This is a genomic window from Bacillota bacterium (assembly GCA_023511485.1).
Classification (GTDB): domain Bacteria; phylum Actinomycetota; class Aquicultoria; order Aquicultorales; family Aquicultoraceae; genus CADDYS01.
In genome coordinates this window covers 1-12,853 of record JAIMBH010000005.1, presented here as the reverse complement: position 1 = coordinate 12,853, position 12,853 = coordinate 1, and the positions used below count along the sequence as shown (strand labels likewise).

Annotated in this window: 13 protein-coding genes; 8 read left to right on the top strand and 5 right to left on the bottom strand. The window is 47.0% G+C overall.

Annotation, left to right across the window (positions count from 1 at the left end; translation table 11 throughout):
- Nucleotides 1–72: 72 nt before the first annotated feature.
- Nucleotides 73–858 (bottom strand): amidohydrolase, encoded by a 786-nt coding sequence (locus K6T91_02505; GenBank protein ID MCL6471665.1) that lies wholly within the window; start codon nt 856–858, stop codon nt 73–75.
- A gap of 24 nt (nt 859–882) precedes the next feature.
- On the opposite strand from K6T91_02505, the gene K6T91_02500 reads away from it, so the two are divergent.
- Genes K6T91_02500 through rpoD form a run of 5 tightly spaced genes read left to right on the top strand, consistent with a single transcriptional unit; the run spans nt 883 to nt 5,943 of the window.
- Entirely contained in the window at nt 883–1,143 is a 261-nt protein-coding gene (locus K6T91_02500; protein ID MCL6471664.1) for a hypothetical protein, read from the top strand.
- 13 nt (nt 1,144–1,156) lie between these two features.
- Complete coding sequence (locus K6T91_02495; protein ID MCL6471663.1) at nt 1,157–1,732, top strand: flavodoxin family protein; 576 nt, start codon at nt 1,157–1,159, stop codon at nt 1,730–1,732.
- A gap of 44 nt (nt 1,733–1,776) precedes the next feature.
- Entirely contained in the window at nt 1,777–2,823 is a 1,047-nt protein-coding gene (locus K6T91_02490; GenBank protein MCL6471662.1) for a deoxyguanosinetriphosphate triphosphohydrolase, read from the top strand.
- A gap of 37 nt (nt 2,824–2,860) precedes the next feature.
- Entirely contained in the window at nt 2,861–4,699 is a 1,839-nt protein-coding gene (gene dnaG / locus K6T91_02485) for a DNA primase (GenBank protein MCL6471661.1), read from the top strand.
- A gap of 44 nt (nt 4,700–4,743) precedes the next feature.
- Nucleotides 4,744–5,943 carry an RNA polymerase sigma factor RpoD gene (gene rpoD / locus K6T91_02480; GenBank protein ID MCL6471660.1) on the top strand — a complete coding sequence of 400 codons (1,200 nt, stop codon included), beginning with the start codon at nt 4,744–4,746 and terminating at the stop codon, nt 5,941–5,943.
- Between the two features lie 66 nt (nt 5,944–6,009).
- On the opposite strand, the gene K6T91_02475 is transcribed toward rpoD, so the two are convergent.
- The 4 genes from K6T91_02475 to K6T91_02460 form a co-directional block, all read right to left on the bottom strand.
- The gene (locus K6T91_02475) at nt 6,010–7,596 is read right to left on the bottom strand and encodes a 4Fe-4S binding protein (GenBank protein ID MCL6471659.1); all 1,587 of its coding nucleotides are present in this window, start codon (nt 7,594–7,596) and stop codon (nt 6,010–6,012) included.
- Between the two features lie 368 nt (nt 7,597–7,964).
- Nucleotides 7,965–9,737, bottom strand: coding sequence for a recombinase family protein (locus K6T91_02470; protein ID MCL6471658.1), 1,773 nt, complete (start codon nt 9,735–9,737; stop codon nt 7,965–7,967).
- Nucleotides 9,734–9,901 carry a hypothetical protein gene (locus K6T91_02465; GenBank protein MCL6471657.1) on the bottom strand — a complete coding sequence of 56 codons (168 nt, stop codon included), beginning with the start codon at nt 9,899–9,901 and terminating at the stop codon, nt 9,734–9,736. The genes K6T91_02470 and K6T91_02465 overlap by 4 nt, the downstream gene beginning before the upstream one ends.
- Before the next feature lie 77 nt (nt 9,902–9,978).
- The gene (locus K6T91_02460) at nt 9,979–10,200 is read right to left on the bottom strand and encodes a hypothetical protein (GenBank protein MCL6471656.1); all 222 of its coding nucleotides are present in this window, start codon (nt 10,198–10,200) and stop codon (nt 9,979–9,981) included.
- A 171-nt stretch (nt 10,201–10,371) separates the two neighbouring features.
- Here K6T91_02460 and K6T91_02455 point away from each other — a divergent pair, with 171 nt between their 5' ends.
- The 3 genes from K6T91_02455 to K6T91_02445 form a co-directional block, all read left to right on the top strand.
- Nucleotides 10,372–10,956, top strand: coding sequence for a sigma-70 family RNA polymerase sigma factor (locus K6T91_02455; protein MCL6471655.1), 585 nt, complete (start codon nt 10,372–10,374; stop codon nt 10,954–10,956).
- Nucleotides 10,957–11,036: 80 nt separating this feature from the next.
- Nucleotides 11,037–11,330, top strand: coding sequence for a hypothetical protein (locus K6T91_02450; GenBank protein MCL6471654.1), 294 nt, complete (start codon nt 11,037–11,039; stop codon nt 11,328–11,330).
- On the top strand, nt 11,327–12,853 hold a 1,527-nt coding region (locus K6T91_02445), incomplete at its 3' end, for a toprim domain-containing protein (GenBank protein ID MCL6471653.1). The genes K6T91_02450 and K6T91_02445, both read left to right, overlap by 4 nt.

Here is a 12,853-nt window from a genome sequence, read left to right as displayed (position 1 = left end):
GGCATAGTCTACGAGAGGCTAATTAGTGGATATACTGGTAAAATATTTTTAGCTTATAAAACAAGAGAATGCTTAAAGACCTAGGAGCCGAGAGGGGTTGCCGCTCATAAATTTGCGGGCTAAATCGTTGCCAAAGAGATGTTCTATGTATTCACGTTCAGCTTTATGGTCCTTAAAAGGAAAATCCGTTCCAAAAATAATATGGTCAAAACCGATCCTCTCAGCCAAAGATATAAAGAGGGCATCGTCAATCATCCTCGGTAAAAAGGCTGTATCGAAATATACATTTTCAAAACCTATCAGCGGGTCGATATGTTCCCACTGCATATAGCCGCCGAAGTGATTGAGCACAATCTTTAAATCAGGAAAGGAGCGCACGATTTTCACAAAGTTTTTAGGGTGGCTGAAAACCCCTTTAACGCCGCCCTGTTCATCGCCGCAGTGAAAAGAAACGATCAGACCGAGTTTACTTGCTCGCTCATATATCGGAAACATGCGTACGTCATCCGGATAGAATTTTTGGGCGTTTGGCTGTATTTTTATACCTTTTAGTCCTAGCTTTGGGAAGCGGTCGAGTTCAGAAGGATCGTTTTCAATATGGATGGATCCGAACGGTATTATATTGTCATATTTTTTCCCCAGCTCGGCATACCAATCATTAAAGCGAATATGCTCCGGGCGGTTGGCCACAGATAGTACTACTATTCTATCAATTCCTGCGGCTGCTGCCGATTCTAAAACATCCTCGACTACAGCGTTATGCGCGCGCTTAACGCCATAAATTTCCTCCATCCTGCTGATAAGCTTCTCGGCGATATCCGCAGCATAAACGTGTGCGTGAAAATCAAAAGTCGCCATACCTTACTCCGCATCCAGAAAAATATGCTTTTTTACGATAGCACAGGTGAGAGGCTTAGTGAAGGGCTTCTTGATAAAAACCTGAAGCAAGGGACTGGAAAAGAAAACGGCAAGTGCCTTAAATATTCCTTAGAAATAATTTTGCCAATAGCAGGAAAAAAATGGTTATTTGCAGAATACAATTATACGATAAAGTGTAAAATGGTATCTTGGTATATTGACGGGCCTTTGAATTTCCGATATTCCTTCTGGATTCTGACCCTAAGCACTGGGATTTTGAGGTGATGTTATGAAAGAAATATTTGTGGTTGCTATTAACGGAAGTCCTAACGAGGATGGGAATACGGCTTTCTTATTAAAGGAGGTCTTAAAATCGGCTGAGAAAGTCGGGGCTAAGACAGAGCTGCTGCACTCCATGAATATATTGGAGGGGCAGGAGAAGCCTTATTGCGATGCGTGCAGCTCACCCTGTAACGAGAGCTGCTACGAAGATACCTTGCTTGAGGAGGCTTTTGATAAGTTAGCGCGGGCCGATGCGATAGTGCTCGGGAGCCCCGTATACTTCGGTACTGTGTCGGCCCAATTAAAGGCAATTTTTGATAAGAGCAGGGCTTATAGGAAAAGGAAAGCCTTCGCCGGTAAGGTGGGTGCAGCCGTTACAGTCGGGTCATCGCGTTTCGGGGGCCAGGAAACAACAATAAGGGCTCTGCACGATATTATGATGGTTCATGGGATGACGGTGGTATCCGATTCTTCGGTGTCAGAAACTATTGGCCACCACGGTGTTTGCGCTCAAAAGCCCGCAGACAAGGATGTGGAGGCAATAAAAAGTGCCCGCGTTGTCGGGATACGGCTAGTCGAGGAATGTAAGTAATAGGCTGATAACTGGGAAACTTTTTCGAGGAACGAGAAAACTATATGAAACAGGATAAAGCGACGCCAAGACAATTATATGAGCAGCAGGAAAAGGAGCAGCTTGCACAAAATGCAAAACGAAGTGTTGATACTAAAGGCCGGGAAAAACCTATTGAACCGTGTCCTTTGCGTACCTGTTACCAGCGCGATCGCGACCGCATAATCCACTCAAAAGCGTTCAGGCGGCTTATCAACAAGACCCAGGTATTTTTGGCTCCAGAAGGGGACCATTATCGGACACGTCTCACACATACCCTTGAGGTAAGCCAGATATCGAGAACTATAGCAAGGGCACTTCGTTTGAACGAGGATTTAACTGAGGCTATCGCTCTGGGACATGACCTAGGCCATACCCCGTTTGGCCATGTCGGTGAGAAGGCGATAGATGAAATTTTCAGGGAGCTGAGAGATAGCGGATACCGGGGAGCACCGGGGCATTTCCATCACAACGAGCAGAGTTTGCGGGTTGTTGATGTCATCGAGTACGACGGCAAGGGCCTCAATCTTACCTGGGAAGTACGGGATGGCATACTTAATCACACCGGTGAATGCGATCCGGAAACATTGGAAGGCAGAGTGGTAAAAATCGCGGATCGAATTGCTTATATAAATCACGACATAGACGATGCGATAAGGGCGGGCATTTTAAGCGTTGAGGATATTCCGGCCAGGCTCACCAGCATTTTGGGAAAGCATCATGGACTTCGCATCAACAACATGGTCTGCAACTTGGTCGAATATAGCAGGGGGAAGGCTACTATAGAGATGAGTCCGGAGTTTATGAATGCGATGCTAGAGCTAAGAGAGTTTCTATTTGAGCATGTTTACTTAGGCTCGGCCGCAAAGTCAGAGAACGACAAGGCTAAAAACGTAATAAGAAGCCTTTTTTTCCTGTTCTTAGAAAAGCCCGAACTCCTCCCGCCTGATTTTCAGCCATCAGGGGAGGAGGAGCTTCCAATTAAGGTGTGCGACTACGTAGCCGGTATGACTGATCGTTACGCAATCAAAGCATTCGAGGAATATTTCGTTCCTCAGGTTTGGATGGTATGAAAAGCTGTGAATCGGTGAATCGGTGAATCGGTGAACAATGGCTAATTCTAATTATAAGGGTCGGATAAAAGAAGAAGATATAAGTATTGTGCGAGAGCACAGCGATCTTGTTGATGTCGTATCTGAATACGTTGCTTTAAAGAAAAAGGGCAAGCTTTTCTGGGGGATTTGTCCATTTCACCAGGAAAAGACCCCTTCATTTAAGGTTGATCCAGCCATGCAGCTCTATCATTGCTTTGGCTGCGGCGAAGGGGGAAATGTTTTCTCGTTTATAATGAAGGTTGAACATCTCGATTTTACTGAAGCTGTTGAGACCCTTGCGGACCGCATTGGCTACAAAATAAATTACGAGTCCACAAAGAAAAAGGAAACTTCTAAAATTAACCGGATTATGGAGGCAAATCGCTTAGCACAGCGTTTTTACCAATATATTTTACATGAAACACATGAAGGAGAACGCGGGCGAACGTATTTAAAGAATAGAGGCTTAAATGACGATATTGTATCTAGATATGGGCTTGGTTTAGCTCCTCAAACTTGGAGCTCTCTTGATAGATACCTTACAAAAAAGGGTTTCTCAAAGGAAGAGCTTCTTGAGGCGGGCCTTATTATTAAAGGCTCGAAGGGCTATTATGATCGCTTTCGTGGTAGGCTTATCTTCCCCATTGCCGATACAAGGGGAAGAATAATTGCTTTTGGTGGTCGGGTTTTGGGCGCTGAAGAGCCTAAATATCTCAACTCGCCAGAAACCCCAGTTTACCACAAAAGCGCGGTACTTTACGGGCTTCACCTAGCAAAAAATGACATAGTTCGAAAGGGCACCGTTATAGTTGTTGAGGGATATACCGATGTCATAGCGCTGGCGCAAGCGGGGATAAATAACGTGGTAGCCACACTTGGAACCGCTTTTACAGCTGAGCATATCGAGCTTTTAAAGAGGTTTGCTGAGCGAGTAGTCCTGGTATTTGATGCCGATAGTGCAGGAATAAAAGCTGCTGAGAGCGCTGGATCTTACCTTTCGGAATTCAGGCTCCCCAAAATGGAGGCGTTAAAGGATTTGGAACGGAAAAGCTCTTCGGGGTTGGATGTAAGAGTAATTGTGCTGCCGCAGGGCCTTGATCCTGCAGATTTTATAGCTTTGAGAGGCGGCCAACCGTTCCACGAGCTTGTAAAATCTGCCGAGCCATTCTTTGATTTTTACTTGACTAGAGAGATCAATAAGTATAATATCATTGAGGTTCGGCAAAAAGAGCAGGCCGCGCTGGCTTGTTTTAAACTAATAGCAACGCTGGATAATCCAGCAACACAGAAAGAGTACCTTAGCAGAGTAGCGCAACGGCTTGGCCTTAGCGAAGATGCTCTTACAGTTAAGTATAACGCTATATACAAGAAAACTTCCGTAATTCGAGGTGAAGCACGGGCAGCAGCGCTAGATCCGCAGGAAAAGACGGAACAATCATTCCTTCACTTAGCAATAAAATATCCCGAGATAAGAAAGATAATACCGGCAGACATGGATGAGAGCTACTTTGTTTTTCCAGCTCACGCCCAGCTTTTTACAGTTTTAAAGGACCTGGGGGCGGGTACATTTGATGCGGGCGTGCTGGATAATCTTGACAGGCGACTGGCTTCAAAAGCAACGGAATTGCTGCTGGCCGAGCCTGAGTATGAAGAAGAGAATTTACCAAAATATTTTAAGGATATTTTGATAACGCTCAAGGATTTTCACTATAGACGTCAAATTAATAGATTGAAGGCTGAACTTCAATCATTTACGTCTCAAGAAAATAAAACGCATTACGATGCATTATTTGAGGAATTAATAACTCTTGAAGCAAAAAGGCGGGATCTTCGTCAAGAGGGAACCGTAGTTTGAATGGAGGAAAGTCGAGTTTGAATACCCGCATTAACGAGCTTGAAATTTCAGAGGTTAAGCAACTGGTCTCGATGGGGCAGGAAAAGGGCGTCCTAACATCCGATGAAATAGGCAGCGCTCTCGAATCGCTTGATCTTACCAGTGAACAAATAGATAACATCTATACCTACCTATTTAATATTGGTGTTGAGATCATTGATACAAGCGATGACGGCACAGTCGAGGATGGGTTGGATGTTGATCTTAATAGCGAAGAAGTAGGGGTTGTGCCTGAAGAGGAAGAGGAAGTTACTGAGGAAGAGATCAGGAATATAGACTTGTCCGTTAAGGCACCAACCAATGATCCGGTGCGCATGTACCTGAAGGAGATCGGTAAAGTACCGCTTCTTACAGCCGAGGAAGAAGTCGAACTGGCTAAGAGGATAGAAGCTGGTGAAAAAGCAGCGGCCAAGCTCGAAAAAGAAGAAGCAAAGCTCTCGCGAGAGGAGATAAGAAAGCTTCGTAGAATTGAGCGCGACGGAATGGCTGCTAAGAAAAAGCTTGTTGAAGCAAACTTAAGACTGGTTGTCAGCATCGCGAAAAGATACGTCGGTCGGGGAATGCTTTTTCTTGACCTAATCCAGGAGGGCAATCTTGGCCTTATCCGCGCCGTTGAGAAATTTGATTATCGGAAAGGATATAAATTCAGCACATATGCAACCTGGTGGATTCGCCAGGCGATTACCCGTGCAATTGCCGACCAGGCAAGAACTATCCGTATCCCTGTCCATATGGTCGAGACTATCAATAAATTGATAAGGATTCAAAGGCAGCTCCTGCAGGAACTTGGGCGCGAACCCACTCCTGAGGAAATAGCAGAGGAAATGGGTCTCACACCCGAGAAGGTCCGTGAGATACTGAAGATCTCGCAGGAGCCGGTATCCCTTGAAACGCCGATCGGCGAAGAAGAGGACAGCCAGCTTGGCGACTTCATCGAGGATCAAGAGGCCGAAGTGCCAGCGGATGCAGCATCATTTTCACTGCTCCAGGAGCAGCTGCAGGAAGTTCTCGATACGCTATCCGAGCGCGAACGCAGGGTTATCGAGCTTCGCTTTGGTCTGATCGATGGCCACCCAAGGACGCTTGAGGAAGTAGGCCGGGTATTTGGCGTGACGCGTGAGCGCATTAGACAAATCGAATCCAAGACGCTTAGTAAGCTTCGCCATCCAAACCGCAGCGCAAAGCTGAGGGATTATTTGGAGTAGGTTGAGGGTAGAGGGATCTATATAGTATCAAACATGTTTACCCTCGTTGCTTACCCACAATAATTCTTAGGATTTTTGCATATTAACGTGTAATTCCATCATCTTATTATTTGGATAGGGATTTTTTACACTTGGGTGAAAGACATAGACTGCCTTCTTCTTAGGCACGGGGCACTCGCTCTCACATATTCCGCAGCCGATACATTTGTCCCTTACCATATATGGAAGAACGATCCGTATACCGCTATTATCGTATCGTCCTGTATCTTTTAAGATAACTGCCTTTTCCGGGAGCGGGCACAGGTCGTAGCAAACCTTACAGCCGTGCCCGGCTATCCATGGGTAGCACCTGCTGCGGTCTATCTCGGCCCTTCCAATGACGAATTTTTGTTTTTCTTTAAGCGTGAGGTTTTGTATCGCACCGGTTGGGCATACTCTTCCACATGCGTTACATGACCAGTCGCAGGAGCCCCGGCTAAAGTCCAGGTGTGGGGTCCACAGCGCTTCGAGTCCGTATTGAAGCAGCGATGGTTGAAGCACGTTAGTTGGGCATGCCTTAAGGCATTCTCCGCACCGTACACACTTATTTAAGAACTCATCTTCGTTTGATACGCCGGGGGGCCTAATTAAAGTCTGTTTTGCTTCTGCTGCCGCGGCCTTAAGAGGGACTAGGTAAGCTGTGGCAATGCTTGTACCTATTGCTGCAAGGGCCAACCTTCGTGACGGCATCTCCATCACAAGTTCGGGCTTTAATCCCCAGGATATCGCATCCTGCGGACACTCGTCTCTGCATTTTAAGCACAGGACACAGCTTGCGGTGTCAGTTGCATCTCCATCGCCTGCAACAGCATCCATCTCGCAGACCGTAGCGCAATCCAAGCACCCAGCGCAGGCATCGGCTTCGACCTTCCGTCTATATAGCGGTATTCTTCCGATGAGGCCAAGCAGGCCTCCAAGCGGGCACAAGTACCGGCACCAAAACCTTTTGCCCAACACATTTAAGCTAACAACAGAGATAAAAATAAGTATTATCCATTGTGACGAATCCAAAGACTTTCCGTTGCTGTAGACAAGCACTCCGTTCAGTGCTTTCATTGTGCTATCAACCCCACTGGCCAGTGCATCGGATTTATATAATCCGATGCTTGCTTTCGTAATTATAAAATTAAGTGCGGGGAAGACCGTAACTGTCATTGTTCGGGTAAGAAGCGATATCGGGTCAAGAATCATCAGGATGTTAACTTTCAAAGCACTCATTATAAGAACTATTGCTAGCATGGCTAAAGGCACGGTCTTAAGCTTTCTGAACGCTTTCTGGTCTATATTAAGAAGCTTGGCAAGCGGGGAGAAAAGGTCTATAAACGTGCCCATTGGGCATGCGTATCCGCAGAAGATTCGGCCGAAAAGGAAGGTTACGATAAGCGTGATTAAGGAATACAATAGGGCTGTTACCAGTGGCAGGCCGGCTAGAACTGCAGTCAGAGCGATCAGCGGGTCAGAGGAGAGAAAGAGCTGTGCCGGAAACGGTAAGGTAATCGGCCTTGCCGCGATCACCAATAATATTAGAAAGAGCACCAAGAAGAACGCTTGAATTATTCTGCGGTATTTTGATAACTTAAAGCGCATTGATTTTTCTCTGCTAACTCTTGTCAATCCAATAGTCTGCTCCACATATTATACACGAAGCTTTCAGCCAGTTTAATAACTTGTTTTGAGGATTTAAAAATAGGTTGGGAGGCTTCCAAGCACCCAGATTTAGCTGGTGAGAAGTGTCGAGGGTGTGCTTGAAAGTTTCAAAAATATCCTCTATAATGCTAAAAGTGCGCGTTTGGTGCACTGACATGAAAATTGACTATTCCTCGGTAGCTCAACGGTAGAGCATCCGGCTGTAAAGTAAAGTTGCAGCTTCCACAGGTAACTGTGGTTGAAAAATCGGGTGAATTCAGGGGAACCTGATTACCGCAAGGTGTAAGGCAATCCTGAGCCAAGCCTCAATCTATGGATTGAGGAAGGTGCAGAGACTATCCCGCAAGGGAGTACTCTAATGCTTGGAATGCATTAGGGGAAGCGCCCGACTTCCGGCTGGTGGGTTGATACAAGATCAATGCCGGAAGATGATATAGTCCAATCTCCGAAGAAATTCGGAGGCAATTGTAACCGGAGGGTTGCAGGTTCGAATCCTGCCCGGGGAGCCAGATTGGTGTCTGAGAGCGTATCTCAGATTCACATAAAGAAAGTAGCCCTATTTCGGGTGGACGCCCGTATAGGGCTATTTTTATGCTGTCCGGGGCAAGGATGGCCTTATGGAGGACGAGGCTCAAGAGTTCCTTCTGTTGATAAGGCCGGATGTGATCAAAGACATCCGTAAATTTATTCAAGGCAAGCATCACTAATTCTTGAGTGACGGACTCCTTTTCTATTTCCTCGATCATCTCTTCTAATGCCTGGATGCCAGTCTCAATCTCTTTTCTTCTTTTGCCTAACTGATCCAGCTTGTCTTTGAGGAAAAGACTGCTGTCCTCGCTTGCCAGGGATGCCCACTTATTCATAATGCCATCGGCAAAATTCTTGATCTCCGTAAGCTCCTTCTGGAGGAGTGTTTTTTGCTCTTTCAACTCCGGGAGTTCCTTCTGCAATTTTTCGTTGGTGGATTTAATGATGCTCTCCATGATGTCTTTTTTGGTGGAGAGCTCTCTAATCCTTTTTAGGACAACTCCCTCGATTTCAGCGGCAGGCACCTTGAACTTGCATTCTTTGTTCTTGCAGATGTAGTAATAATACCTCACACCCCTGGCCCCGGTTCCAGAGCGCCCCTCCATCTCCTTCCCGCACTTCCCGCACCAGAGAAGCCCACCGTTTAGGATGTAGTTATGTTTGACAGGCTTTGCCTCGTTGTGTTTCGAGACGCAGTTTTTCTTTAGGAGAGCCTGCACGCTATAAAACTTTTCCTCATCTACAATCGGCTCCCAGACGGCATCCACAATCCGATACCGCTCACTCTCCGGGAGCTTTTCCTGATCCTCAGTCCTTTTCTTCTTGTTGATCTCCTTCTTTCCTATATAGGCATAGTTTGTCAATATGTGCTGGACAGAGGAGTAGCAAAACTCCTCGGCAGGGTGAAATTTGTCTCTCCGTGAGGTGTATTCCTTCGTCCTGTAGCCGTGTTTGTTCATTATCTTTGCGGTCTCAAGGATTGAGCCGCATTGCAGGTAGGTATCATAGGCGAAGTTGACAAGTGCCTTTTCTTTCTCGTTGGGGATAAGGTATCCCTTCCTATTGGGGTCTAAATCATATCCCAGGAGTTGCCCGCCGTTCCACAGCCCCCTTTCCGCCCTTGCCATAGTTGCGTCTTTGTTTCTCTCCGATGTCTGCTCCCTCTCAAACTCCGCCAATGCCATCATGATGGTTATAAAGAGCTTTCCCTGGGAGGAGGTGGTATCGTAGTTCTGCTTGAGACAGACAAACTCCACATTGTATTTGTTTAAGATTTCAAAGAAGTTGAGAAAGTCCTTGACGGACCGACTGATCCTATCCAGGGCAGTGCAGATAACAGTATTGATTTTTCCTATTCGGATATCTTCAAAGAGCCTTGCAAATTCTTTGCTTCGGAAGGAGTCTTTGCCGGATACTGCCTTGAGGATATACCTCTCAACCTCAACCCACTGCTCCCCGCAGGCCACATTTTTATATTCCACATGAGCCCGTAGTCTTTGAAGCTGGTTTTTGAGGGAGCCTTCCTTATTCTTTGCCTGCCTGTCCGTGCTCACCCGGATAACAAAGCCGCACTTCTTCATTTTCCAGCCTTCCCTTTTTTCGTGGAAGCCTGCCTGTCTTTTTCAATCAAATCTCTGATCAGAGATGCCATAGACACGCTTTCGTTTTTCTTCTTGAGCTCCAGCACCTTCTCCTGAAGGTAAAAATACTGTTCCTCGGTGAGTTCAATCGTTGTCTTTCTCATGGATTCTCCTCCGTAGTAACGGGTTCATCATACATCCATAATTATATAGATATTCTTTTCAGAAATCAAGGTATTTTTCAAGAATCTTCTCCCTCAATTTCTTCCTCTGCCTGATTACCCACCTCTTTTGCCTTCTCCAGAAGCCTTTTTATCCTCTCTGTCCGCTCTATATCTTCCCGCAAGAGCCCACTCGTTTTGAGATAGGCATAGACCCCTTCCGCAAGGATTTCGGTAATCCTCTTTAGTCTTTCTCCGTCATCTGCTCTCTCTGTGTATGAAACTTCAACCTTTTTGAACACGGCAGGTTTTCCTCCTGCCGCATACATACGGAATAGTCTTTCAATCTGTCGGAGGCAACTATTGCCCCAACCTCCGTGAGCCCTCCGTGATTTATCCGAGGTCTCCGGGTTCGTATCATTTCATTAAGGCTCATTTGAGACGCCTCAAAAACGCAATGGCGAGGTGTCTCAATGGGTCAAAATTACAGAGGACTCTTTCAGGATTGGGAGATTGCGGTTGCCAAGAAGTTGGTCAACGAATTTCAAGGAAAGTGGAGATGCCTGGAACGGGAAGACTTTGACGACCTGTTACAGGAATGCCTTACTCACTGGTTCTTTGCCAAGGATGATTACGACCCCAGACAGGAGGCGTCTCAAAAAACCTTTATGGGGCGGATCATCCGAAACAAACTCACCGACCTTGTCCGAGAAAGGGAATCGGACAAAAGAAAGATTGCCCACCTCACGGTCTCCCTTGATGAGCCTTTAGGAGACGATGAGGACTCTCCAGCCCTAATTGACAAGATTGATGAGCAGACTATCAGCGATGCCATTCCCAATCGATTCTTGGAAATCCAGCTAAAAATAGACCTCTCAAAGGTTCTCCAGAAGCTTACCCCCAAACAAAAAGAGCTCTGCCTTTTGCTTGGCGAGAAGGGGCTTACTGTCAAAGAGGCAAGCGAGTATCTCAAGACCCCCCGAAGCACCATATACGACGAGTTAAAGCGTATCAGAACAATCTTTATGAAAGAAGGGCTTGAGGACTATCTGAAATGACCCTCCGACACTTTTCCAAAACATTCCGTATGTATGCCCTGTGATGAAAGAAATTTTGGCTCAAATAAGGAGGACGAGAAATGCCAGCCGTTTGCCGATTCAAATTTCCTGAAGGATTAGACAGGGAAATCATAGAGACCCAGCTTGCCCTTGCCATCATTGCCGCTGAGTGCACCTTTGGTCAGCCTAAGGTCAGGATCAGCGCCGCTTACTGTGTCTCCCCCGGGAGCTCGGATGGTAGGAAAAAGCCACAAGTTGCTATTGATGTTTCTACAGAGGTTGGGGAACACATCGCCCAGGTCTTCACTGGCTTGATGATCCGTCAACTTGGTGAGGATAAGTTCACCGTGGACAGGGTAACGGGCAAGGGATGATGGAAAGGAGCCGCCCAGCGATGAAAGATTTTGATTTTAAGGATTTGATTGAAAGGGTGAGAGAACAGACCGACATCATGCAGGTTATCGGTCAGCGTATCGCCCTTGATCGCCACCATAAAGCCCTTTGTCCTTTTCATGAGGAGAAGACCCCAAGTTTTTCCGTTAATCCGAAGGGTCAGTATTTTCACTGCTTTGGGTGTGGCATAGGAGGGGATGTTTTCCGGTTTCTTGAGCTCTACGAGAATAAGCCCTTTATGGAGGCTTTGTCTGAACTTGCCAGTCAGGTCGGAATTTCCCTCACCTCTATAACCTCAGAAGACAGGGAACGCATCAAGGAAACTCGCACGATTGATGACATCCTCACTGAGACCGCTATGTTTTACCACCAGAGCCTTACCCCGGAGGTCAAAAGTTACCTCATCAAGGAGCGGGGCTTTACCGAGGAGATCATCTCCCGCTTTCAGATAGGTTATGCCAATGGAGGCTTGCGGGAGCATCTAATAGATAAGCGGAAATTCCCGTTAGACCTTTGCCTCAAGGCAGGGATTCTTAAAAAAACGGCAGAAGGAGCGGTCAGGGATTATTTCTATCACCGGGTCATCTTCCCTAACCTCAAGCGAGGCAGGGTGGTTCATCTCTCAGGCAGAAGCCTTGACGGTCAGGAGCCTAAATATCTGCACCTTCCGGGAGAGATGCGCTACCTCTACAACGAGGACGCCCTATCCAGCAAAACGGTATATATCGCCGAGGGGATACCCGACTGCCTCTCCGCTGTTCAAGCGGGCTATCCCGCCGTTGCCATCCTCGGATCATCCAATTTCAAGCCCGAATACCTACCAAAGTTCTCCCGATGCGAGGCGGTCTATCTCTGCCTTGACGGAGACAAGGCCGGAGAGGAGGGGGCTCTCAGGATTGGAGGACTTATCGGGGAGCGGGCAAGGGTCATCCAGCTTCCCACAGGGCTTGACCTTAACGATTATTTCAAGGACCACCGCAAAGAGGATTTTGAAAGCCTTATTGCCTCCGCCAAGGACATCATCAAATACGAACTGAGCCTCATTCCTCCCAGTATGGACAAGACCGAGCTTCCCCAAAGACTTGAGCCTATTTTGAAGAAGCTTGCCCGAATGGAGAGGGCAAAGGCGGAGGCGTATCTAAGCTATGAGATCAAGCCCCGCTTTAAGCTGAAGAAGGAAGACATAGACGGCTATCGGGAGCTGGTCAACAAATACCGCCGAGGGGAAGCTGAAGCGCCAAACATACACACTGCCAGCACAGACACCGAGCCTGTTTATACCGCCCTGTTTGAGGGGCTGGTTGACCTGGTAGAGCACAACGGCAGCCCCGGCTTCCTTGTCAAAGACGGAGGCAAACTCTCCATCCTGCCCCAGGTTGAACGAGACGGCGTCCTCTACATCCCCCCACCCAAGGAGCAAATCCCCTGGCTTCTGCCTCGTGGAGAGGAAGTCTTAAAACTCTACGAACTTCAAGAGTTTCTATCCCAAAGGGACAGGGATGGG

What these genes read in the sequence shown, in the direction of transcription:
- K6T91_02505 (MCL6471665.1), bottom strand. Translation starts at nt 858, where the DNA reads ATGGCGACTTTTGATTTTCACGCACACGTTTATGCTGCGGATATCGCC.
- K6T91_02500 (MCL6471664.1), top strand. Translation starts at nt 883, where the DNA reads ATGCTTTTTTACGATAGCACAGGTGAGAGGCTTAGTGAAGGGCTTCTT.
- K6T91_02490 (MCL6471662.1), top strand. Translation starts at nt 1,777, where the DNA reads ATGAAACAGGATAAAGCGACGCCAAGACAATTATATGAGCAGCAGGAA.
- dnaG (MCL6471661.1), top strand. Translation starts at nt 2,861, where the DNA reads ATGGCTAATTCTAATTATAAGGGTCGGATAAAAGAAGAAGATATAAGT.
- K6T91_02470 (MCL6471658.1), bottom strand. Translation starts at nt 9,737, where the DNA reads ATGAAGAAGTGCGGCTTTGTTATCCGGGTGAGCACGGACAGGCAGGCA.
- K6T91_02465 (MCL6471657.1), bottom strand. Translation starts at nt 9,901, where the DNA reads ATGAGAAAGACAACGATTGAACTCACCGAGGAACAGTATTTTTACCTT.
- K6T91_02455 (MCL6471655.1), top strand. Translation starts at nt 10,372, where the DNA reads ATGGGTCAAAATTACAGAGGACTCTTTCAGGATTGGGAGATTGCGGTT.
- K6T91_02450 (MCL6471654.1), top strand. Translation starts at nt 11,037, where the DNA reads ATGCCAGCCGTTTGCCGATTCAAATTTCCTGAAGGATTAGACAGGGAA.